Source organism: Streptomyces sp. SAJ15, assembly GCF_007595705.1.
Classification (GTDB): Bacteria; Actinomycetota; Actinomycetes; order Streptomycetales; family Streptomycetaceae; genus Streptomyces.
On record NZ_NISY01000004.1, the window covers coordinates 175,027 to 200,378 of the forward strand.

The window sequence follows — 25,352 nt, forward strand, 5'->3', positions numbered from 1 at the left end:
GAGTACCAAGATGACAACCCCCAACGAAAAGCTCGTTGAAGCGCTGCGGGCCTCGCTCAAGGAGACCGACCGGCTGCGCCGGCAGAACCAGCAGCTGACCGAGGCGTCCCGGGAGCCCATCGCCATCGTCGGCATGAGCTGCCGGTACCCCGGCGGCGTGCGCTCCCCCGAGGACCTGTGGCAGCTGGTCGACCGCGGCGGTGACGCCATCTCCGGCTTCCCGGAGGACCGCGGCTGGGACATCGAGTCCCTGTACGACCCCGACCCGGACCGCGAGGGCACCTTCTACGCCCGCGGCGGCGGCTTCCTCTACGAGGCCGCCCAGTTCGACCCCGGCTTCTTCGGGATCTCGCCGCGTGAGGCACTGGCCATGGACCCGCAGCAGCGACTGCTGCTGGAGACCTCCTGGGAGGCGTTCGAGCGCGCCGGCATCGACCCGGCCGCCGTCCGCGGCTCCCGCACCGGCGTGTTCGTCGGCGCCTCCGCCCAGGCGTACGGCGCGGGCGAGTACGACCTGCCGGACGGCGTCGAGGGCCACCTGCTCACCGGCACCGCCTCCAGCGTCGTCTCCGGCCGACTCTCCTACGCCTTCGGCCTGGAGGGCCCGGCCGCCACCGTCGACACCGCCTGCTCCTCCTCGTCCGTCGCGCTGCACCTGGCCGTCCAGGCGCTGCGCAACGGCGAGTGCTCGCTGGCGCTGGCGGCCGGCGTGACCGTGCTGGCCTCCCCGGACGTCTTCGTGGAGTTCAGCCGACAGCGCGGCCTGTCCGCCGACGGCCGCTGCAAGTCCTTCGCCGCGTCCGCCGACGGCACCGGCTGGTCCGAGGGCGTCGGTGTGCTGCTCGTCGAGCGGCTCTCCGACGCCCGCCGCAACGGCCACCAGGTGCTCGCGATCATCCGCGGCTCCGCCGTCAACCAGGATGGCGCCAGCAACGGCCTGACCGCGCCCAACGGGCCCGCGCAGCAGCGCGTCATCCGCCAGGCCCTGGAGAACGCCCGGCTCACCACCGCCGACATCGACGCTGTCGAGGCGCACGGCACCGGCACCACCCTCGGCGACCCGATCGAGGCGCAGGCGCTGCTGGCCACCTACGGTCAGGAGCGCCCCGAGGGGCAGCCGCTGTGGCTGGGCTCGCTGAAGTCCAACATCGGCCACACGCAGAACGCCGCCGGTGTCGCCGGCATCATCAAGATGGTCATGGCGATGCGCCACGGCGTGCTGCCCAAGACCCTGCACGTGGACCAGCCCACCCCGCACGTCGACTGGTCGGCGGGCGAGGTCTCGCTGCTGACCGAGTCGGTGGAGTGGCCGGAGACCGGCCGCCCGCGCCGCTTCGGCGTCTCCTCCTTCGGCGTGTCCGGCACCAACGCGCACACCATCATCGAGCAGGCCCCGGCCGAGGAGGCCGCCGAGAGCGCCGCCGAGCCGGGCACGGTCCCGCCGCTGCTGCCGGTGGTCCTGTCCGCCCGTACCGGTGAGGCCCTGCGTGCGCAGGCCGAGCGGCTGAGCACCCACCTGGCGGCCGCGCCGGGCACCGGCCTGGTGGACCTCGGCCGCGCCCTGGCCACGCACCGCGCGGCCTTCGAGGAGCGCGCCGCGCTGGTCGTCGCCGACCGGGACGCGCTGCTGACCGGCCTGGCGGCCCTGGCGCGCGGCGAGTCGGCCGCGGGCCTGGTCACCGGCTCGGTGGCCGGCGGCAAGACGGCGTTCCTGTTCACCGGCCAGGGCAGCCAGCGGCTGGGCATGGGCCGTGAGCTGTACGCGGCCTACCCGGCGTTCGCGGAGGCCCTGGACGCCGTCTGCGCCGCGCTCGACCCGCACCTGGACCGGCCGCTGAAGGACGTGCTGTTCGGCGACGACGCCGAGGCCCTGGACCGGACCGGCTCCACCCAGCCCGCCCTCTTCGCCCTCGAAGTGGCGCTCTACCGGCTCCTGGAGGGCTGGGGCGTCAAGGCCGACGTGCTGTCCGGCCACTCCATCGGCGAACTGGCCGCCGCGCACGTCGCGGGTGTGCTGTCGCTGGAGGACGCCTCCACGCTGGTGGCCGCGCGCGGCCGGCTGATGCAGGCCCTGCCGACCGGCGGCGCGATGATCGCGGTGCAGGCGTCGGAGGACGAGGTCCTGCCGCTGCTCACCGACGGTGTCAGCATCGCGGCGCTCAACGGCCCGCGGTCCGTGGTGATCGCGGGCGACGAGGACGCCGCCGTCGAGATCGCGAGCGGCTTCGAGGCGCGGGGTCGTAAGACCAGGCGGCTCACCGTCAGCCACGCCTTCCACTCGCCGCGCATGGACCCGATGCTGGACGACTTCCGCGCGGTCGCCGAGACGCTGTCGTACGAGGCTCCGCGTATCCCGATCGTCTCCAGCCTCACCGGCGCGCCGGTCTCCGCCGAGGAGATCACCACCGCCGACTTCTGGGTCCGGCACGTCCGCGAGGCCGTGCGCTTCCTCGACGCCATACGCACCCTCGAGGGCCTGAACGTCACCACCTTCGTCGAGCTCGGCCCCGACGGCGTCCTCTCGGCCCTGGGCCAGGAGTGCGTCACCGGCACCGAGGCCGACTTCGTGCCCGTGCTCCGCAAGGACCGCCCGGAGGCCGAGGCGCTCACCACCGGCCTCGCCCGGGCGCAGGTCCGCGGCGTGCCGGTGGACTGGGCCGCGTTCTACGCGGGCACCGGCGCGCGCCGCGTCGAACCCGCCACCCTCCCCACGTACCCCTTCCAGCACCAGCGGTTCTGGCTGGAGCCGGGCGCCACCACCGGCGACGCCACCGCCATCGGCCTGGAGTCGGCGGACCACCCGCTGCTGGGCGCCGCGGTGCCGCTGGCGATGAGCGACGGCTTCCTGTTCACCGGCCGGCTCGGCCTCGACAGCCACCCGTGGCTGGCCGACCACGCCGTGCTCGGCTCCGCCGTGCTGCCCGGCGCCGCCCTCGTCGAGCTGGCGATCCGCGCCGGCGACCAGACCGGCTGCGAGCACCTCGCCGAACTCGCCCTGGAGACCCCGCTGGTGCTGCCCGCCCGCGGCGGGGTGCGGATCCAGGTGGAGGTCGGCGCGCGGGACACCGCCGGGCGCCGCCCGTTCACCGTCTCCTCGCGCGCCGAGGACGCCGCCGCCGACACCGCGTGGACCCGGCACGCCACCGGCGCCCTCACCGACGCCCGGCCGGCGACGGCCCCCGCGGAGCTGACCGCCTGGCCGCCGGCCGGCGCCGAGCCGATCGACGTCGACGGCCTCTACGACGAACTGGCCGAGGCCGGGCTGCGGCACGGGCCGCTCTTCCAGGGCCTCACCGCCGCCTGGCGCGACGACGAGGAGCTGTACGCCGAGGTGCGGCTGGCCGAGGACGCCGCCCCGGCCGCCGCCGCCTTCGCCGTCCACCCGGCGCTGCTCGACGCCGCCCTGCACACCCTGCACGGCCGCGCCGGCGCCCGGCTGACCGCCGCCTGGCAGGGCGTCACCCTGCACGCGGTCGGCGCCGACACGCTGCGCGTCCGGATCTCGCCCGCCGGCGAGGACACCGTGGCGCTGGCGCTCGCCGACGCCACCGGCCAGCCGGTCGCCACCGTCGACGCGCTGACCCTCCGCCCGCTGCCGGAGAGCGGCGCCGACCTCGACGCCGCCCGCGCCTCCGCCCACCAGCAGGCCCTGTTCCGGCTGGACTGGGTGGCGCCGCAGGCCGCCACGGCCGAGCCGGGCGCCGCCGGACGCCGCGCGATCCTCGGTGCCGACGCCTTCGGGCTGGGCCCGGCGGGCGTTGCCGACGCCTCCTTCCCGGACCTCGCCGCCCTCGCGGCGGCCGTCGACGCGGGAGAGACCCCGGCGCCCGAGCTGGTGCTTGCCGCCTTCCCCGCCGCCGAGGCCGGCGACGACGTCGCCGCCGCCACCCACCGGGCCGCGCTCCGCGCCCTGGAGCTGGTGCGGGAGTGGCTGGCCGACGCCCGTCTCACCGACGCCAAGCTGGCCCTCGTCACCCGCGGCGCCATCGCCGCCGGCCCCGACGAGGACGTCACCGACCTGGCGCACTCCGCCCTGTGGGGCCTGCTGCGCTCCGCCGAGACCGAGAACCCGGACCGCTTCGTCCTCGTCGACCTCGACGGCACCGACGCCTCCGCGGCCGCCCTGCACGACGCGCTCGCCACCGGCGAACCGGAGCTGGCGCTGCGCGCCGGCGAGACCCTGGTGCCGCGCCTGGCCCGCACCACCGCGGCCGACCTCCAGGGCCCGGACACACCCGTGCCCACCCTGGACACCGAGGGCACCGTCCTCATCACCGGCGGCACCGGCAGCCTGGGCCGCCTGGTCGCCCGCCACCTGATCACCGAGCACGGCGTCCGCCACCTGCTGCTCACCAGCCGCCGCGGCCCCGAGGCGCCGGGCGCCACCGAGCTGCGCGCCGAACTCGCCGCGTTGGGCGCCGAGGTGACCATCGCCGGCTGTGACGCCGCCGACCGCGAGGCGCTCGCCGCCACCCTCGCCGCCATCCCGGCGGAGCACCCGCTCACCGCCGTCGTGCACACCGCCGGCGTGCTGGACGACGCCACCGTGCCCGGCCTGACGCCGGAGCAGCTGGACCGCGTGCTGCGCCCCAAGGTGGACGCCGCCTGGAACCTGCACGAGCTCACCCGCGAGCTGGACCTGTCCGCGTTCGTGCTGTTCTCCGCCATCGCCGGCACCCTCGGCGGCGCCGGCCAGGCCAACTACGCCGCGGGCAATGTCTTCCTCGACGCGCTCGCCGGCCACCGGCACGCCCAGGGCCTGCCCGCCACCTCGCTGATCTGGGGCCTGTGGGCCCAGGCCAGCGGCATCACCGGCGGACTGACCGAGACCGACCTGCTGCGGCTGGCCCGCAGCGGCATGGGCGCCCTCACCGACGACGAGGGCATGGCGCTCTTCGACGCCGCCCGCCGCACCGGCCGGGCCGTGCTGGTCCCGGCCCGACTGGACCTGGCGGCGCTGCGCTCCGCGCACGGCACCGGCCCGGTCCCGGCGCTGCTGCGCGGCCTGATCCGCGGCACCGGCCGGCGCACCGCCGCCGCCGGGCTCGCCGGCGGCGGCTCCTCCCTGGCCGAGCGGCTGCTCGCGCTGCCCCCGGCCGAGCGCCGGCGCACCCTGCTCGACCTGGTCCGCACCCAGGTGGCCGCGGTCCTCGGACACGCCACCCCGGACGCCGCCCCGCCGCGCCGGGCCTTCAAGGAGCTGGGCTTCGACTCGCTGATCGCCGTCGAGCTCCGCAACCGGCTCTCCGCCGCCACCGGGCTGAAGCTGCCCACCACCATCGTCTTCGACTACCCCAACTCCGCCCTCCTCGCCGACCATCTGCGCGGCGAACTCCTCGGCGATCTCGTAGACGAGGGGGAGGAGGGCGCCGAGCGGGCCGGTTCGGGCGACGCCGCGACCACCGCCGCGCTCGCCGACGACCCCATCGCCATCGTCGCGATGAGCTGCCGCTACCCCGGCGACGTCGGCTCCCCCGAGGAGCTGTGGCGGCTGGTCACCGGCGACGAGGACGCCATCACCGGCTTCCCGGTCAACCGCGGCTGGGAGGCCATGGAGTGGGCCGCCGAGGGCGAGACGGGCGACTACGCCCGCGCCGGCGGCTTCCTGCACCAGGCCGACCTCTTCGACGCGGCCTTCTTCGGCATCTCGCCGCGTGAGGCGCTCGCCATGGACCCGCAGCAGCGACTGCTGCTGGAGACGTCCTGGGAGGCGTTCGAGCGCGCCGGGATCGACCCGGACGCCGTGCGCGGCCGTAGCGTCGGCGTCTTCGTCGGAGCCTCCTACAGCGCCTACGAGGTGGGCCTGGAGCAGACCGGCGCCGAGGTCGCCGGCCATGTGATGACCGGCAACGCCGGCAGCGTCATCTCCGGCCGCATCGCCTACGCCCTCGGGCTGGAGGGCCCGGCCGTCACCGTCGACACCGCCTGCTCCTCCTCCCTGGTGGCGCTGCACTGGGCCATCCAGGCGCTGCGCCAGGGCGAGTGCTCCATGGCGCTCGCCGGCGGTGTCACCGTCATGACCACCCCCGGCACCTTCACCGAGTTCAGCCGCCAGCGGGGCCTGGCCTCCGACGGCCGCGTGAAGGCGTTCGCGGCGGCCGCCGACGGCACCGGCTGGGGCGAGGGCGTCGGCATGCTGCTCGTGGAGCGGCTCTCCGACGCGCGGAAGCACGGCCACCCGGTGCTCGCCGTGGTGCGCGGCTCCGCCGTCAACCAGGACGGCGCCAGCAACGGCCTGACCGCCCCCAACGGCCCCGCGCAGCAGCGTGTCATCCGCAAGGCGCTCTCCAGCGCCGGGCTGACCGCCGCCGAGGTCGACGTGGTGGAGGCGCACGGCACCGGCACCACGCTGGGCGACCCGATCGAGGCGCAGGCACTGCTGGCCACCTACGGCCGGGACCGGGACGGCGACCGTCCGCTCTACCTGGGCTCCATCAAGTCCAACATCGGCCACTCGCAGGCCGCCGCGGGCGTCGCCGGCATCATCAAGATGGTCCAGGCGATGACCCACGGCGTGCTGCCGCGGACGCTGCACGTGGACGCGCCCACCCCGCACGTCGACTGGTCGGCCGGGGCGGTCGAGCTGCTGACCGAGGCCGTCGACTGGCCGGAGACCGGCCGCCCGCGCCGCGCCGCCGTCTCCTCCTTCGGCATCAGCGGTACCAACGCCCACACCATCATCGAGCAGGCGCCGGCCGCCGACCCGGCGGAGCCCGCCTCCGCCACCGCGCGGCTCCCGCTGCTGCCCGTCACCGTGTCGGCCAAGAGCCCGGACGCGCTGCGTGCCCAGGCCGAGCGGCTGCACGCCCACCTGACGGCCCACCCCGAGCTGGAGCCGGTCGACGTCGCCCACTCGCTGGCCACCGGCCGCGCCGCGCTGCACCACCGCGCGGTGCTCGCCGCCGACGGCCGCGACGCCCTGCTGACCGGCCTGGAGGCACTGGCCGCCGGCCACCCCGCCCCCGGGATCACCGAGGGCACCGTCGCCGAGGGCGAGACCGCGTTCCTGTTCACCGGTCAGGGCAGCCAGCGGCTGGACATGGGCCGTGAGCTCTACGCGGCCTACCCGGTCTTCGCGGAGGCGCTGGACGCCGTCTGCGACGAGCTGGACCGGCACCTGGAGCGGCCGCTGAAGACCGTGGTCTTCGGCGCCGACGCCGAGCTGCTGGACCAGACCGGCTACACCCAGCCCGCGCTGTTCGCCGTCGAGGTGGCGCTGTTCCGCCTGGTCGAGGCGTGGGGCATCACGGCCGACTACCTCTCCGGTCACTCGATCGGCGAGCTGGCGGCCGCGCATGTGGCGGGCGTCCTCTCGCTGGAGGACGCGGCCAAGCTGGTGGCCGCGCGTGGTCGTCTGATGCAGGAACTCCCGGCCGGTGGCGCGATGATCGCGGTGCAGGCGTCGGAGGACGAGGTCCTTCCGCTGCTGACCGAGGGTGTCAGCATCGCGGCGCTCAACGGCCCCACCTCCGTGGTGATCGCGGGCGACGAGGACGCGGCGGTCACGATCGCCGAGACCTTCGAGGCGCAGGGTCGTAAGACCAAGCGGCTCACCGTCAGCCACGCCTTCCACTCGCCCCGCATGGACGCGATGTTGGACGACTTCCGGGCGGTCGCGGAGACGCTGTCGTACGCGGCTCCGCGGATCGCGATCGTCTCGGGTCTGACCGGTGCGCTGGTCTCCGCCGAGGAGATCACCACCGCCGACTTCTGGGTGCGACACGTCCGCGAGGCCGTGCGCTTCCTGGACGCCGTCCGGACCCTGGAGGCGCAGGGCGTCACCACCTTCATCGAGCTGGGCCCCGACGGGGTGCTCTCCGCGATGGCGCAGGAGTGCGTCACCGGCGAGGGCGCGGCCTTCGTGCCGGTGCTGCGCAAGGGCCGTGCCGAGGCCGAGGCGCTCACCGCGGCCCTGGCGCGGGCACACGTCCGCGGCGTGACGGTGGACTGGGCGGGCCTCTTCGCCCGTACCGGCGCCGCGCGCGTCGACCTGCCGACCTACGCCTTCCAGCGCCGCCGCTACTGGCCGGACGCGCCGGTGCGGGCCGCCCTCGCGGCCCCGGCCGGCGTCGACGGCTGGCGCTACCAGGTGTCCTGGAAGCCGCTGTCCCTGAGCTCCACGGCCCGGCCCACCGGCGTGTGGCTGGTCGCCGCGCCCGAGGGCGAGGCGGAGTGGACCGCCGGCGCCGTCCGTACGCTCACCGAGCGCGGCGCCGAGGCGCGACTGGTCGAGCTGGGCGCCGAGGACGGCCGCGCCGGTTACGCCGAGCGGCTCCGCGACGCGGTCGCCGGCGCCGAGGTGACCGGTGTCCTCTCGCTGCTGGCGCTCGCCGAGGACGGCGGGCTGCTGGCCACGGCCGCGCTCACCCAGGCGCTGGGCGACGCGGGCGTGGACGCCCCGCTGTGGGTGGCCACCCGTGGCGCGGTGTCCACCGGCCGCACCGACGCTCCGGTGGACCCGGTCCGGGCGCAGGTCTGGGGCCTGGGCCGGATCGCCGCCCTGGAGCACCCGGAGCGCTGGGGCGGACTCATCGACCTCCCCGCCCTGCCGGAGACGGCGGACGACCGCGCGCTGACCCGACTGGTCGCCGTGCTGGCCGGCGCCGGCGACGAGGACCAGCTCGCGGTCCGCTCCGCCGGCGTCTTCGGCCGGCGGCTCGTCCGGGCCGCCGCCGCACCGGTCGCCGAGGCCGACGCCTGGCGCCCGCGCGGCTCCGTGCTGGTCACCGGCGGCACCGGCGCGCTGGGCGCCCAGGTCGCCCGCTGGCTCGTGGAGAACGGCGCCGAGCACCTGGTGCTGACCAGCCGTCGCGGGCTGGACGCGCCGGGCGCGGCCGAGCTGCGCGACGAGCTCGCGGCCTCCGGGGCCCGGGTCACCGTCGCCGCCTGCGACGTGGCCGACCGGGACGCGCTGGCCGAACTCATCGCCTCGCTCCCGGCCGAACTGCCGCTGACCGCCGTGCTGCACGCCGCCGGTGTGCTGGACGACGGTGTGCTGGACGCGCTCACTCCGGAGCGGTTCGCGGGCGTCCTGCGGGCCAAGGCGGAGGCCGCGGCCCATCTGGACGAGCTGACGCGTGAGCTGGAGCTGTCGGCGTTCGTGCTCTTCTCCTCCATCTCCGGGACGCTGGGCGCCGCCGGCCAGGCCAACTACGGCGCCGCCAACGCCTTCCTGGACGCCCTCGCCGAGCGGCGGCGGGCGGAGGGCCTGCCGGCGACGTCGATCGCGTGGGGCCCGTGGGCCGAGGGCGGCATGGCCGCCGACGAGGCCCTGGAGCAGCGCATGCGCCGCGCCGGCCTGCCGCCGATGGACGCCGGTCTCGCGATCAGCGCCCTCCAGCGGGCCCTGGACCTGGACGACGCCGTGCTGGCCGTCGCCGATGTGGACTGGGAGCGGTTCGGCCCCGGCTTCGCCGCCGTACGGCCCAGCCCGCTGCTGTCCGACCTGGCCGAGGTGCGCCAGGCGGCGGCCCGTGCCGCCGCCACCGTCGCCGACCAGCCCGGGCAGGCCGCCGAGCCGGCCTCCTCGCTCGGCCGCCGGCTGCTCGAGCTCGGCGAGTCCGAGCGCGGCACCTTCCTGCTGGACCTGGTCCGCGGCCATGTCGCCGAGGTGCTGGGCCACGCCCACGTCGAGGACGTGGCGGCCGACCGCGCGTTCCGCGAGATCGGCTTCGACTCGCTGACCGCCGTCGAGCTGCGCAACGGCCTCAACGCCGTCACCGGCCTGCGGCTGCCCGCCACCCTCATCTACGACTACCCGACCCCGAACGCCCTCGCCGACCACCTCCTCGCCGAACTCCTCGGCGAGCAGGCCGCGATCACCGGTCCGGTGGTGACGGCCGTGGCCGACGACGACCCGATCGCGATCGTCGCCATGAGCTGCCGCTTCCCCGGTGGCGTGCACACCCCCGAGCAGCTGTGGCAGCTGCTCTCCTCCGGCACGGACGTCATCTCGGGCATGCCCACCGACCGCGGCTGGGACCTGGAGGCGCTCTACAACCCGGACCCGGACGCCGAGGGCACCTCGTACGCCCGGGAAGGCGGCTTCCTGCACGACGTCGCCGACTTCGACCCGACCTTCTTCGGCATCTCGCCGCGCGAGGCGCTCGCCATGGACCCGCAGCAGCGGCTGCTGCTGGAGACGTCCTGGGAGGCGTTCGAGCGGGCCGGGATCGACCCGGCGACGCTGCGCGGCAGCCACGCCGGCGTGTTCGTCGGCACCAACGGCCAGGACTACCTGTCGCTGCTGCTGGGCGGCTCCGAGGGCCTTGAGGGCCACATGGGCACGGGCAACGCGGCCAGCGTGATCTCCGGCCGGCTCTCCTACACCTTCGGCCTCGAAGGCCCGGCGGTCACCATCGACACGGCGTGCTCGTCGTCGCTGGTCGCCCTGCACTCCGCCATCCAGGCGCTGCGCAACGGCGAGTGCTCGCTGGCGCTGGCCGGCGGTGTGACCGTGATGTCCACCCCGGGTGTCTTCATCGACTTCAGCCGGCAGCGCGGGCTGGCGGCCGACGGTCGGATCAAGGCGTTCGCGGCCGGCGCCGACGGCACCGGCTGGGGCGAGGGCGTCGGCATGCTGCTCGTGGAGCGGCTGTCCGACGCGCGCAAGAACGGCCACCCGGTCCTCGCCATCGTGCGGGGCACCGCGGTCAACCAGGACGGCGCCAGCAACGGCCTGACCGCCCCCAACGGCCCGTCCCAGCAGCGCGTCATCCGGCAGGCCCTCGCGACGGCCGGGCTCACGCCCACCGAGGTCGACGCGGTCGAGGCGCACGGCACCGGCACCAGGCTCGGCGACCCCATCGAGGCGCAGGCCCTGCTGGCCACCTACGGCCAGGACCGGCCGGAGGACCAGCCGCTGTACCTGGGCTCCATCAAGTCCAACATCGGTCACACCCAGGCCGCGGCCGGCGTCGCGGGCGTGATCAAGATGGTGCTCGCGATGCGCCACGGCGTGCTGCCGCGGACGCTGCACGTGGACGAGCCCACCCCGCACGTCGACTGGACGGCGGGCGACATCGCCCTGCTGACCGAGTCGGTGGAGTGGCCGGAGACCGGACGTCCGCGCCGCGCGGGCATCTCCTCCTTCGGCTTCAGCGGCACCAACGCCCACGCCATCGTGGAGCAGGCGCCGGCCGAGGAGCAGCCGGAGCGGACCGCTCCGGCGCGCGGCGAGACCCCGGCCGTGCTGCCGGTGGTCCTCTCCGCCCGCACCGGCGAGGGCCTGCGCGCCCAGGCCGAGCGACTGCGCGCGCACCTGACCGAGGAGCCGGACACCGCACTGGTGGACCTCGGCTACACCCTGACCACGCACCGCGCCCTCTTCGAGGAGCGGGCCACGCTCCTCGCCGGGGACCGGGACGCCCTCACGGCGGGCCTGGCGGCCCTGGCCGGCGGCCAGTCCGCGCCGGGTCTGGTGACGGGCTCCGCGGACGGCGGCAAGACGGCGTTCCTGTTCACCGGCCAGGGCAGCCAGCGGCTGGGAATGGGCCGTGAGCTCTACGCGGCCTACCCGGCGTTCGCGGAGGCGTTCGACGCGGTCTGCGACGAGCTGGACCGGCACCTGGAACAGCCCCTCAAGACCGTGGTGTTCGGCGCCGACGCCGAGCTGTTGGACCAGACCGGCTACACCCAGCCCGCGCTGTTCGCGGTCGAGGTGGCGCTGTTCCGTCTGGTCGAGGCGTGGGGTGTGAAGGCCGACTTCCTCTCCGGTCACTCGATCGGCGAGCTGGCCGCCGCGCATGTCTCCGGTGTGCTGTCGCTGGAGGACGCCTGCACCCTGGTGGCCGCTCGTGGTCGGCTGATGCAGGAACTGCCCGCCGGCGGCGCGATGATCGCGGTGCAGGCGTCGGAGGACGAGGTCCTTCCGCTGCTCACCGACGGTGTCAGCATCGCGGCCCTCAACGGCCCGCGGTCCGTGGTGATCGCGGGCGACGAGGACGCGGCTGTCACGATCGCCGGGACCTTCGAGCAGCAGGGTCGTAAGACCAAGCGGCTCACCGTCTCGCACGCCTTCCACTCGCCCCGTATGGACGCGATGCTGGAGGACTTCCGCGCGGAGACCCTCTCCTATGAGGCTCCGCGTATCCCGATCGTCTCGGGTCTGACCGGCGCCCTGGTCTCCGTCGAGGAGATCACCACCGCCGACTTCTGGGTCCGCCACGTCCGCGAGGCGGTGCGCTTCCTGGACGCCGTGCGCGGCCTGGAGGCGCAGAGCGTCACCACCTTCGTCGAGTTGGGCCCCGACGGCGTGCTCACCGCCATGGCGCAGGAGTGTGCCCAGGGCGAGGACGTCGCCTTCGCCTCGGCGCTGCGCAAGGGCCGCGACGAGGCGGAGACGCTGCTCGGCGCGCTGGCGCGGGCGCACGTCCGCGGCGCGAAGGTCGACTGGGCGGCGTACTACGCGGGCACCGGCGCCTCTCGGGTCGAGCTGCCGACCTACGCCTTCCAGCGGGAGCGCTACTGGCCGAAGGTCTCGGCGCTGTACCTCGGCGACGTCGCCGCGGTGGGTCTCGGCCAGGCCGGGCACCCGCTGCTCGGGGCGAGCGCCGAACTGCCGGGCGCCGACGGGATGCTGTTCACCAGCCGCCTGGCGCTGTCGACGCACCCCTGGCTGGCGGACCACACCATCATGGACACGGTCCTGCTGCCGGGCACCGCGTTCGTCGAGCTGGCGATCCGTGCCGGCGACCAGGTCGGCTGCGAGCACCTCGAAGAGCTGACGCTGGAGGCGCCGTTGGTCCTGCCCGAGCAGGGCGGCGTCCAGCTGCGGCTGTGGGTCGGCGCGGCCGATGAGTCGGGCCGCCGCCCGCTGGCCTTCCACTCCCGGCTGGAGAACCTCCCGGCCGAGGAGGCGTGGACCCGGCACGCCAGCGGTGTGCTCGCGGCCGCCGCGGACCGCGCGGAGCCGGCGTTCGAGCTGAGCGCCTGGCCGCCGGCCGGCGCGGCCGAGATCGAGGTCGGGGACCGCTACGCGCACCTGCGGGACGTCGGCTTCGCCTACGGCCCCGCCTTCCAGGGCCTGCGCAGGGCCTGGCGGCGCGACGGCGAGATCTTCGCCGAGGTGCTGGTGCCGGAGGACGCCCAGGCGGCGGACTTCGGGCTGCACCCGGCGCTGCTGGACTCGGCGCTGCACGCGCTGGGCCTCGGCGGCCTGGGCGGCACCGAGACCCAGGGCCGACTGCCGTTCGCCTGGGCCGGGGTGTCGCTGCTCGCCAGCGGCGCCTCCAGCCTGCGCGTCCGGATGGCCGCCACCGGCGGCGACGGCGTGCTGCTGGAGATCGCGGACGCGACCGGCGCGCCGGTCGCCGCGGTCGACTCGCTCGCGCTGCGCCCGGTCACGGCCGAGCAGCTGCGCAGCGCCCGCACGACCTACCACGAGTCCCTCTTCCACCTGGAGTGGGTCGAGCCGGCGGCCGTGGCCGCCGCGGCCGCCGCGGACCGCTGGGCGGTCCTCGGCTCGGCCGCCCTCGTCGGCGCGGACGTCCCGGCGTACACCGCGTACGCGGACCTCGTCGCGGCGATCGACGCGGGCGCCCCGGCGCCGGAGTTCGTCCTCGTCTCGCCGTCCGCCGACGCGACCGGTGTGGACGCGGCAGCCGCCGCCCACCGGGCCGGCGCCGAGGCGCTCGCCCTGGTGCGGGCGTGGCTGGCCGAGGAGCGCTTCGCCGACTCCCGCCTCGTCGTGCTGACCTCGGGGGCCGTGGCCACCGAGGCCGGCGCGCCGGTGACCGACCTGGCGGGCGCGACCGTACGGGGCCTGCTGCGCTCGGCGCAGTCGGAGAACCCGGACCGCGTCCTCCTGGTCGACCTCGACGGGCACGCCGACTCGCTCGCCGCGCTGCCCGCCGCGCTGACCGCCGGTGAGCCGGAGCTCGCCATCCGGGAAGGCGCCCTCAAGGCGCCGCGACTGGCCCGCGCGGCCTCGGCGGACGACGCCGACGCCACCGTCTGGAACCCGGACGGCACGGTGCTGGTGACGGGCGCCAGCGGCTCGCTGGGCGGCCTCTTCGCCCGGCATCTCGTCGCCGAGCACGGGGTGCGGAGTCTGCTGCTGGTCAGCCGGCGGGGCGCCGAGGCGCCCGGCGCGGCCGAACTCGCCGCCGATCTGGCCGAGTCCGGTGCGTCCGTCACCTGGGCGGCCTGCGACGTGGCCGACCGTGAGGCGCTGGCCGCCGTGATCTCCGCGATCCCGGCGGACCGTCCGCTGACCGGTGTGGTGCACACGGCCGGTGTGTTGGACGACGGCACGATCGGTTCGCTGACACCGGAGCGGCTCGCGGGTGTCTTCCGTCCGAAGGTGGACGCGGCCTGGAACCTGCATGAGCTGACGCGGGATCTGGACCTGTCGGCCTTCGTGGTGTTCTCCTCGGCCGCCGGTGTGTTCGGTGGCGCGGGTCAGGGCAACTACGCGGCGGCCAACGCCTTCCTGGACGCCCTCGCCCAGCACCGCCGGGCGGACGGCCTGGCCGCCACCGCCCTCGCCTGGGGCCTGTGGGCCGGCGGCGGCATGGGCGACACCCTGGACGAGGCCGACATCACCCGGATGCGGCGCGCCGGAGTGCCCCCGCTGTCCGTCGCGGACGGGCTGCGGCTCTTCGACGCCGCCCTCACCACGGGTGAGGCGACGCTGGTCCCGATGCGGCTGGACCTCGCGGCACTGCGCACGCAGGCCGCGAACGGCCCGGTCTCCGCGCTGCTGCGCGGCCTGGTCCGCGTCCCGGCGCGCCGCGCGGTGGACGCCGTCGCGGCCGGCGCGGGCGAGTCCGGCCTCGTCCAGCGGCTCACCGGGCTGAGCCCGGCCGAGCAGGAGCGGACGCTCCTGGACCTGGTTCGTACGCAGGTGGCGACCGTGCTCGGCTATGCCGGGGCGGAGACCATCGGTTCGGGTCGGGCGTTCAAGGAGCTGGGCTTCGACTCGCTGACCGCGGTCGAGCTGCGCAACCAGCTGAACGCGGTGACGGGGCTGCGGCTCCCGGCGACGTTGATCTTCGACTACCCGGACCCGACCGTCCTCGCCCGCCATCTGCGGACCGAGCTCGTCGGCGACGAGGTCGTGACCGCGGCCCCGGAGACCACCGTCATGGTGGCCGACGACGAGCCGATCGCCATCGTCGGCATGAGCTGCCGCTTCCCGGGCGGCATCACCAGCCCCGAGGAGCTGTGGCAGCTCGTCCTGGGCTCGGTGGACGCGATCTCCGGCTTCCCGGCCGACCGCGGCTGGGACCTGGACGGGCTGCACGGCGACACCCCCGGGGCGTCCGGCACCAGCTCCACCATCGAGGGCGGTTTCCTGCACGAGGCCGCCGAGTTCGACCCGGCGTTCTTCGGGATCAACCCGCGTGAGGCGCTGGCGATGGACCCGCAGCAGCGGCTGCTGCTGGAGACCTCGTGGGAGGCGTTCGAGCGGGCCGGCATCGACCCGACCTCGGTGCGCGGCAGCAGGACCGGCGTCTTCGCCGGCGTGATGTACCACGACTACCTGACGCGGCTCACGGCCGTCCCGGAGGACCTGGAGGGCTACCTCGGCACCGGCGCCGCGGGCAGCGTCGCCTCCGGCCGGGTGTCGTACACCTTCGGCCTGGAGGGCCCGGCGGTCACCATCGACACGGCGTGCTCGTCGTCGCTGGTGGCGCTGCACCTGGCGGCGCAGGCGCTGCGCAACGGCGAGTGCTCGATGGCGCTGGCCGGCGGTGTGACCGTGATGGCCACCCCGGACACGTTCATCGACTTCAGCCGTCAGCAGGGCCTGTCGACCGACGGCCGCTGCAAGTCCTTCGCCGCGGCGGCGGACGGCACCGGCTGGTCCGAGGGCGCGGGCATGCTGCTCGTGGAGCGGCTGTCGGACGCGCGGAAGAACGGCCACCCGGTCCTCGCCGTGGTGCGCGGCTCGGCCGTCAACCAGGACGGCGCGAGCAACGGTCTGACGGCGCCGAACGGCCCGTCGCAGCAGCGCGTCATCCGTGCGGCGCTCGTCAACGCGGGCGTCTCCGCCGCCGAGGTCGACGCCGTCGAGGCGCACGGCACCGGCACCACGCTGGGTGACCCGATCGAGGCGCAGGCGCTGCTGGCCACCTACGGTCAGGAGCGGCCGGAGGGGCAGCCGCTGTGGCTGGGCTCGTTCAAGTCGAACGTGGGCCACACCCAGGCCGCGGCCGGCGTCGGCGGCATCATCAAGATGGTCATGGCGATGCGCCACGGCGTGCTGCCCAGGACCCTGCACATCGACGAGCCCACCCCGCACGTGGACTGGGCGGCCGGCGACATCGAGCTGCTGACCGAGGCCCGGGAGTGGCCGGAGACCGGCCGTCCGCGCCGCGCGGGCGTCTCCTCCTTCGGCGTGAGCGGCACCAACGCCCACACCATCCTCGAGCAGGCGCCCGAGGAGACCCCCGCCCGGCCCGCCGCCCCGGCGGCGGAGCTCCCGGCGGTGCCGTGGGTGCTGTCGGGCAGGTCCGAGGCCGCGCTGCGCGGCCAGGCCGAGCGGCTCCTCGCCCACCTGGACGCGCACACCGAGCTCGACGCCACCGACGTGGCCCACTCGCTGGCGACCGGCCGGGCGGCGCTGGAGCGGCGCGCGGTCGTCGTCGCCGACGACCACGCCGGCCTCCGCGCCGGCCTGGACGCCCTGGCGCGCGGCACCACCGCGGCGGGCCTGACCACGGGCACCGCCGCCGAGGGCAAGACGGCGTTCCTGTTCACCGGTCAGGGCAGCCAGCGACTGGACATGGGCCGTGAGCTCTACGACGCCTACCCGGTCTTCGCGGAGGCGTTCGACGCGGTCTGCGACGAGCTGGACGGGCACCTGGAGCGTCCGCTGAAGGACGTGGTGTTCGGCGCCGACGCCGAGCTGCTGGACCAGACCGGCTTCACCCAGCCCGCGCTGTTCGCGGTCGAGGTGGCGCTGTTCCGTCTGGTCGAGGCGTGGGGTGTGAAGGCCGACTTCCTGTCGGGTCACTCGATCGGCGAGCTGGCCGCCGCGCATGTGGCGGGTGTGCTCTCGCTGGTGGACGCGGCGAAGCTGGTGGCCGCGCGTGGTCGTCTGATGCAGGCGCTGCCGACGGGTGGCGCGATGATCGCGGTGCAGGCGTCGGAGGACGAGGTCCTTCCGCTGCTGACCGAGGGTGTCAGCATCGCGGCCCTCAACGGCCCCATGTCCGTGGTGATCGCGGGTGACGAGGACGCGGCGCTCGCCATCGCCGCGAGCTTCGAGCAGCAGGGTCGTAAGACCAAGCGGCTCACCGTCTCGCACGCCTTCCACTCGCCCCGCATGGACGCGATGTTGGCGGACTTCCGCGCGGTGGCGGAGACGCTGACGTACGAGAGCCCGCGGATCGCGATCGTCTCGGGTCTGACCGGCGCGCTGGTCTCCACCGAGGAGATCACCAGCCCGGACTTCTGGGTGCGTCACGTCCGCGAGGCCGTGCGCTTCCTCGACGGTGTCCGCGCCCTGGGGGCCCAGGGCGTGACCACCTTCGTGGAGCTCGGCCCCGACGGCGTGCTCACCGCCATGGCGCAGGAGTGCGTCACCGGCGAGGGCGCGGCGTTCGTGTCCGCGCTGCGCAAGGGCCGTGGTGAGGCCGAGTCGCTGACCGGTGCGCTGGCCGCGCTCCACGTCCGGGGCGTCGCCCTGGACTGGGCCGCGTTCTTCGCCGGCACCGGCGCCGCGCGGGTCGACCTGCCGACGTACGCCTTCCAGCGGCAGCGCTACTGGGTCGAGTCCCCCGAGGGGCCGGCCCAGGGCGGCGCGCTGACCGCGGACGCGGTGGACGCGCGGTTCTGGGAGGCCGTGGAGCGCGAGGACCTGGAGGCCCTCGCCGGCACGCTGCGCTCCGAGAGCGCCGACGAGCTGTCCTCGCTCGGCGCCGTCCTGCCGATGCTGTCCTCGTGGCGGCGTCAGCAGACCGAGCTGTCGACCGTCGACGCCTGGCGCTACCAGGCGACGTGGAAGCCGGTGACCCTCCGCGCCGAGGGCGCGCCGGGCGGCCGCTGGCTGGTCGTCACCGCCGCGGAGCAGGCCGACGCGGCCTGGACCGAGGGCGTCGTACGGATGCTGGCGGCGCGCGGCGCCGAGGCTCGGGTGATCGAGCTGGGTGCCGAGGGCGACCGCGGGTCGGTGGCCGAGCGGCTGCGCGCGGAGGCCGGCGACGGCGCGGTGGCGGGCGTGTTCTCGCTGCTCGCCGTCGCGGGTGAGACCGGGCTGCTCCGTACGCTCGCGCTGACCCAGGCGCTGGGTGACGCGGGCGTGGACGCCCCGCTGTGGGTGGCCACCCGCGGTGCGGTGTCGGTGGGCCGGTCCGACGCGCCGGTGGACCCGGTGCAGGCGCGGGTCTGGGGCCTTGGCCGGGTGGCGGCGCTGGAGCTGCCGGAGCGCTGGGGCGGACTCATCGACCTCCCCGCCCTGCCGGAGACGCCGGACGAGCGGGCGCTCTCCCGGCTCGCCGGGGTGCTCTCCGGCCGTGGCGGCGAGGACCAGGTGGCGGTCCGCTCCTCCGGTGTCTTCGGGCGCCGGCTGACCCGGGGCGCGGCCCCGGCGAAGACCGGGCGCGCCTGGCGGCCGGGGACCGGCACGGTGCTGGTCACCGGCGGCACCGGTGCGCTGGGCGGCCATGTGGCGCGCTGGCTGGTGGGCCAGGGCGCCGAACACCTGGTGCTGACCAGCCGTCGGGGCCTGGAGGCCCCGGGCGCGTCCGAGCTCCGCGACGAGCTCACCGCGCTGGGCGCCCGGGTCACCGTCGCCGCGTGCGACGTGGCCGACCGGGAGGCGCTCGCCGCGCTGATCGACTCGCTCCCCGAGGAACTCCCGCTCACCGCCGTGGTGCACGCCGCCGGTGTGCTGGACGACGGTGTGCTGGACGCGCTCACTCCGGAGCGGTTCGCGGGTGTTCTGCGGGCCAAGGCGGAGGCTGCGGCCAACCTGGACGAGCTGACGCGTGAGCTGGAGCTGTCCGCTTTCGTGCTCTTCTCCTCGATCGCCGGATCCATGGGCGCCGCGGGCCAGGGCAACTACGCCGCCGCGAACGCCTTCCTGGACGCGCTGGCCGAGCGTCGGCGTGCCGAGGGACTGCCGGCGACATCGGTGGCCTGGGGCCCGTGGGCCGAGGGCGGCATGGCCGCCGACGAGGCCCTGGAGCAGCGCATGCGCCGCGCCGGCGTCCCGCCGATGGCGGCGGACCTGGCGATCGCCGCGCTCCAGCGGGCGCTGGACCTGGACGAGACCGCGGTGACCATCGCGGACGTCGACTGGGCACGGCTCGCGCCGGGCTTCACCGCCGTACGGCCCAGCGCCCTGCTGCGGGAGCTGCCCGAGGCGCGCGCCGCGCTGGAGGCCGAGGCGGCCCAGGCGTCCGGCGCGGGCGCGGCCGTCGAGGACGAGTCCTCGCTGGCCCAGCGGCTGGCCGGGCTGTCCGCGGCCGAGGCCGAGCGGGCGCTGCTGGACCTGGTGCGCTCCGCGGTGGCGGACGTGCTGGGCCACGCCGACGCCGAGGCGATCGAGGCCGGCCGGGCCTTCCGGGAACTGGGCTTCGACTCGCTGACCGCGGTCGAGCTGCGCAACCGGCTCAACTCGGTGACCGGGCTGCGGCTGCCGCCCACCCTGGTCTACGACTACCCGTCGTCGGCGGCGCTCGCCGACCACCTCAGGACCGAGGTCCTGGGCGAGGAGAGCGCGGCCGTCGCCGACCCCGCCGCCCCCGTGGCGGCCGTGGCCGACGACCCGATCGCGATCGTCGGCATGAGCTGCCGCTTCCCCGGTGGTGTGCGCACCCCCGAGGAGCTGTGGCGGCTGCTGGCCTCCGGCCGGGACGCCGTCACCGGCTTCCCCGCCGACCGCGGCTGGGACCTCGACGGGCTGTACGACCCGGAGTCCGACGGCGAGAACACCAGCTACGTCCGTGAGGGCGGCTTCCTGGCGGACGCCGGCGCCTTCGACGCGGCGTTCTTCGGGATCTCGCCGCGCGAGGCCGTCGCGATGGACCCGCAGCAGCGGCTGCTGCTGGAGACCTCGTGGGAGGCGTTCGAGCGGGCGGGCATCGACCCGGCGACCCTGCGCGGCCAGCAGGTCGGCGTCTTCGCCGGCACCAACGGCCAGGACTACATGTCGCTGGTGCTCAACTCGTCCGACGGCGGCGACGGCTTCATGGGCACGGGCAACGCGGCCAGCGTGATGTCCGGCCGGGTCTCGTACGCCCTGGGCCTGGAGGGCCCGGCGGTCACCGTCGACACGGCCTGCTCCTCCTCGCTGGTGGCGCTGCACTGGGCGATCCAGGCGCTGCGCAACGGCGAGTGCTCGCTGGCGCTGGCGGGCGGTGTGACCGTGATGTCCACGCCGGGCTCGTTCGTCGAGTTCAGCAAGCAGCGCGGGCTCGCCATGGACGGCCGGATCAAGGCGTTCGCGGCCGGCGCCGACGGCACCGGCTGGGGCGAGGGCGTGGGCATGCTGCTCGTGGAGCGGCTCTCCGACGCCCGGCGCAACGGTCACCCGGTCCTGGCGATCGTGCGCGGCTCCGCCGTCAACCAGGACGGCGCCAGCAACGGTCTGACGGCGCCGAACGGCCCGTCGCAGCAGCGGGTGATCCGCCAGGCGCTCGCCAGCGCCGGGCTGTCGACCGCCGAGGTCGACGCGGTCGAGGCGCACGGCACCGGCACCACGCTGGGCGACCCGATCGAGGCGCAGGCCCTGCTGGCCACCTACGGCCGGGACAGGTCCGCGGACCGGCCGCTGTACCTGGGCTCCATCAAGTCCAACATCGGTCACACGCAGGCCGCGGCGGGCGTCGCGGGTGTGATGAAGATGGTGCTGGCGCTTCAGCACGGCGTGCTGCCGCAGACGCTGCACGTGGACGAGCCGACCCCGCACGTCGACTGGTCGGCGGGCGAGGTCGCGCTGCTGACGGAGTCGGTGGAGTGGCCGGAGACCGGCCGCCCGCGCCGGGCCGCCGTCTCCGCGTTCGGCATCAGCGGCACCAACGCGCACACCGTCCTGGAGCAGGCGCCGGAGGAGGTGCCGGCGGAGACCGCCGCCACCGCTCCGGTGGCGGAGCTCCCGGTGCTGCCGTGGGTGCTGTCCGGCAAGTCCGAGGCCGCGCTGCGCGGCCAGGCCGAGCGGCTGCGGGCGCACCTCGCCGAGCGGCCCGAGGCGGACGCGGTGGACGTGGCGTACTCGCTGGCCACCACCCGCGGCGCCCTGGACCACCGGGCCGTACTGGCCGCCGAGGACCGGGACGGGCTGCTGCGCGGCCTGACCGCCCTCGCCCGCGGCGAGGCGGCCGAGGCGACGGTGCCCGGCCTGACCCGGGGTTCGGCCACGACCGGCAAGACGGCGTTCCTGTTCACCGGTCAGGGCAGCCAGCGGCTGGGCATGGGCCGTGAGCTGTACGCGGCGTACCCGGTGTTCGCGGACGCGCTGGACGCGGTCTGCGCGCGTCTGGACGGGCACCTGGAGCGGCCGCTGAAGACTGTGGTGTTCGGCGATGACGCCGAGCTGCTGCACCAGACCGGCTACACCCAGCCCGCGCTCTTCGCGATCGAGGTGGCGCTCTTCCGCCTCGTCGAAGCCTGGGGTGTGAAGGCGGACTTCCTCTCCGGTCACTCGATCGGCGAGCTGGCCGCCGCCCATGTCGCGGGTGTGCTGTCCCTGGAGGACGCCTGCACCCTGGTGGCCGCTCGCGGTCGCCTGATGCAGGAACTCCCGGCGGGCGGCGCGATGATCGCCGTCCAGGCGTCCGAGGAGGAGGTGCTGCCGCTGCTGACCGAGGGCGTCAGCGTCGCCGCCCTCAACGGCCCCACCTCCGTGGTGATCGCGGGTGACGAGGACGCGGCTCTGCGGATCGCCGCGAGCTTCGAGCAGCGGGGTCGTAAGACCAAGCGGCTCACCGTCTCGCACGCCTTCCACTCGCCGCGGATGGACGCGATGTTGGCGGACTTCCGCGCGGTGGCCGAGGGGCTGACGTACGAGGCCCCGCGCATCCCGATCGTGTCGAACCTGACCGGTGCCCTGGCCTCCGCCGAGGAGATCACCAGTCCGGACTTCTGGGTCCGGCACGTCCGGGAGGCGGTCCGCTTCCTCGACGGCGTCCGCGCCCTGGAGGAGCACGGCGTCACTACCTTCGTGGAGCTGGGCCCGGACGGGGTGCTCACCGCCATGGCGCAGGACTGCCTGGCGGAGCCCGACCGTGCCGAGCTCGTGCCGGCGCTGCGCAAGGGCCGACCGGAGGCGCAGGCGGCGACCGACGCGCTGGCGCGGCTGTTCGTCCGGGGGACGGCCCCGGACTGGGAGGCGTTCTTCGCCGGCACGGGCGCGCGCCGCGTGACCCTGCCGACCTACGCCTTCCAGCGGCACCACTACTGGGCCGACGCCCTGCTCAGCCTCGACGAGTACGCCTCGATGGGGCTCGGCGCCGCCGGTCACCCGCTGCTGGGTGCCGCGGTGGAGCTGCCCGACTCGGACGCGTTCCTCTTCTCCGGCCGGCTGTCGCTGCGCTCGCACGGCTGGCTGGCGGACCACACGGTCGGGGACGTGGCGCTGGTGCCGGGCTCGGCCTTCGTGGAGCTGGCGATCCGCGCCGGCGACCAGGCCGGCTGTGAGCTGCTGGAGGAGCTGGAGCTGGAGGCGCCGCTGGTGCTGCCGGCCCACGGCGGGGTGCAGCTGCGGGTGTCGGTCGGCGAGCCCGACGACGCCGGCCGCCGCACGCTGACCGTCCACTCCCGCCCGGAGCGCGGCGACCAGCCGTGGACCCGGCACGCCAGCGGCCTGCTGGCCGCCGGCGGGCCCGCGGCGGACCCGGCGGCCGCGGCCGAGACGGCCGTCTGGCCGCCGGCCGAGGCGCAGCCGGTGTCGGCCGACGAGGTCTACGCCCGGCTGGCCCGGACCGGTCTGCTGCACGGCCCGGCCTTCCAGGGCCTGGAGCGCGTGTGGCGGCGCGGTGCGGAGCTCTTCGCCGAGGTCCGCGTCGCGGAGGACCGGCAGTCGGAGGCCGCGCGCTTCGCGCTGCACCCGACGCTGCTGGACGCCGCGCTCCAGCCACTGGCGCTGCTGGCGGCGGACACCGAGGGTGCCGCGCTGGCGGGTTCGTGGCGTGGGGTGAGCGTGCGCGCGGTCGGCGCGGACGCGCTGCGGGTGCGGCTGGCCCCGGCCGCCGACCCGGCCCAGGACGGGGCGGTCTCGGTGGTCGTGGCCGACGCGGCGGGCTCGCTCGTCGCGACCGTCGACGCGCTGGCCACCCGTCCGCTGGACGTGGACCGGATCGCCGGCGCGGCCACGGCCACGGCCGGCCGCCACGAGTCGCTGTTCCGCGTCGACTGGAGCACGGTGACCACGGTGCCGGCGCTGCCGGCCTCCCCGGCGGCCCCCGCCGAGCGGTTCGCCGTCGTGGGTGGCGGCGACGAGTTCAAGCTGGGTGTCGCGCTGGAGTCGGCCGGGGTGCGCGCCGAGGCGTACGACGACCTCGCCGCGCTGAACGCGGCCGTCGCGGCGGGCGGCGCCGCCCCGGAGACGGTGCTGCTGCCGCTGCTGCCCGAGCCGGGCGACCCGTCCGGCGAGGACCTCGCCGGGGCCGTCCACGCCGCCTCCCACCGGGCCCTGAGCCTGATTCAGGAGTGGCTGAACGGCGGCCGGCCGGGCACCGCGCGGCTGGTGGTCGTCACCCGCGGCGCGGTCGCCGCGGCCGGCGACACCGAGGTCGCGGACCTGGTGAACGCGCCGGTCTGGGGCCTGCTGCGGGCCGCGCAGGCGGAGAACCCCGAGCAGTTCCTGCTGCTGGACGTCGACGGCGACGCCTCGTTCGCGGCCATCCCGGGCGCGCTCGCCTCGGGCGAGCCGGAGCTGGCGCTCCGCGCGGGCACGGCGTACGCGCCGCGCCTGGCCCGGGTCGAGACCGCGGCCGGCGTCCCGGCCGCCCTCGACCCCGAGGGCACCGTCCTGATCACCGGGGCCACCGGTGGTCTGGGCCGGCTGCTGGCCCGACACCTGGTCGTCGAGCACGGCGCCCGCCGCCTGCTGCTCGTCAGCCGGCGTGGTCCGGCCGCCGAGGGCATGGCGGAGCTCACCGCGGAACTGCGCGACCTGGGCGCCGAGGCCACCGTGGCCGCCTGCGACGCCGCCGACCGGGAGGCGCTGGCCGCCCTGCTGGCGAGCGTCCCGGCGGAGCACCCGCTCACGGCCGTGGTGCACACCGCGGGCGTGCTCGACGACGGCGTCATCGACCTGCTGACGCCGGAGCGGGTGGACCGGGTGCTCGCGCCCAAGGTCGACGCCGCGGTCAACCTGCACGAGCTGACCCGGGAGCTGGACCTGTCCGCCTTCGTGCTCTACTCGGCGGCGGCCGGCACCCTCGGCAGCCCCGGCCAGGGCAGCTACTCGGCGGCCAACGTCTTCCTGGACGCCCTCGCCCGGCACCGCCGGGCCCGCGGCCTGGCCGCCGTGTCCCTGGTGTGGGGCATGTGGGCCGAGGAGCGCGGCATGGCCGGCACGCTCGGCGCGGCCGACCTCGACCGGTCGGCGCGCGGCGGTGTGCTGCCGCTGTCCGGGACGGAGGGCCTGGCCCTGTTCGACGCGGCCCGCGCGGCCGACGAGCCGGTGCTGGTTCCGGTGCGGCTGGACCTGGCCGCCCTGCGTGCCAACGCCGCCGCCGGGGAGCTGCTGCCGCTCTACCGCGGCCTGGTGCGCACCCCCGCCCGCCGCGCCGCGGAGTCCGGGCGTCCCGCCGTGGCCGCCGAGGCGACGGCCGAGACGCTGGCGGCGCAGCTCGCCGGCCTCTCCGAGGCCGAGCAGCAGCGCACCGTGCTGGACCTGGTGCGCCGTCAGGTGGCGGCCGTCCTGGGCTACGCGTCCAAGGACCAGGTCGGCGCCGAGCAGGCGTTCAAGGAGCTCGGCTTCGACTCGCTGACCGCCGTGGAGCTCCGCAACCGCCTCAACGCGGCCAGCGGGCTGCGGCTCTCGGCGACGCTGGTCTACGACTACCCGACCCCGCTGGCGCTGGCGCGCCAGCTGCGGGCCGAGGTGGCGCCGGAGGCCGCGGAGCCCGGGCTCTCCGTCCTGGAGGAGCTGGAGCGGCTGGAGAACACCCTGTCCGCCATGGCGCCGGACGACCTCGCCGCGATGGCCGAGGACGAGGCGGCCCACGACCGGGTCGCGGTGCGGCTGCAGTCCCTGCTGACGAAGTGGAACGACGTTCGGAACGCCGCGGACGACACCGCCGGGGCGAACGCGCTCGAAGAGGCCAGTGACGACGAGCTCTTCGACTTCATCGACAAGAGGTTCGGCACGAGCTGAGAGAAACCTGCCGAGAAAACCAGCCGAGAGATTCGGCTGAGAGATCCGGCTGAGAGATCCGAGAGAAATCCGGCTGAGA

1 protein-coding gene is annotated in these 25,352 nt (G+C 75.7%); it reads left to right on the forward strand.

What is annotated here, in order from left to right; genetic code table 11:
• The first annotated feature begins 10 nt into the window (after positions 1 to 10).
• Positions 11 to 25,273: a type I polyketide synthase gene (locus CD790_RS13845; protein ID WP_144383513.1), complete on the forward strand. Its 25,263-nt coding sequence runs from the start codon at positions 11 to 13 to the stop codon at positions 25,271 to 25,273.
• Positions 25,274 to 25,352 lie beyond the last annotated feature (79 nt).

Excerpts from the sequence above, each read along its gene's own strand:
- CD790_RS13845 (WP_144383513.1), top strand. The coding sequence starts at position 11 with ATGACAACCCCCAACGAAAAGCTCGTTGAAGCGCTGCGGGCCTCGCTC.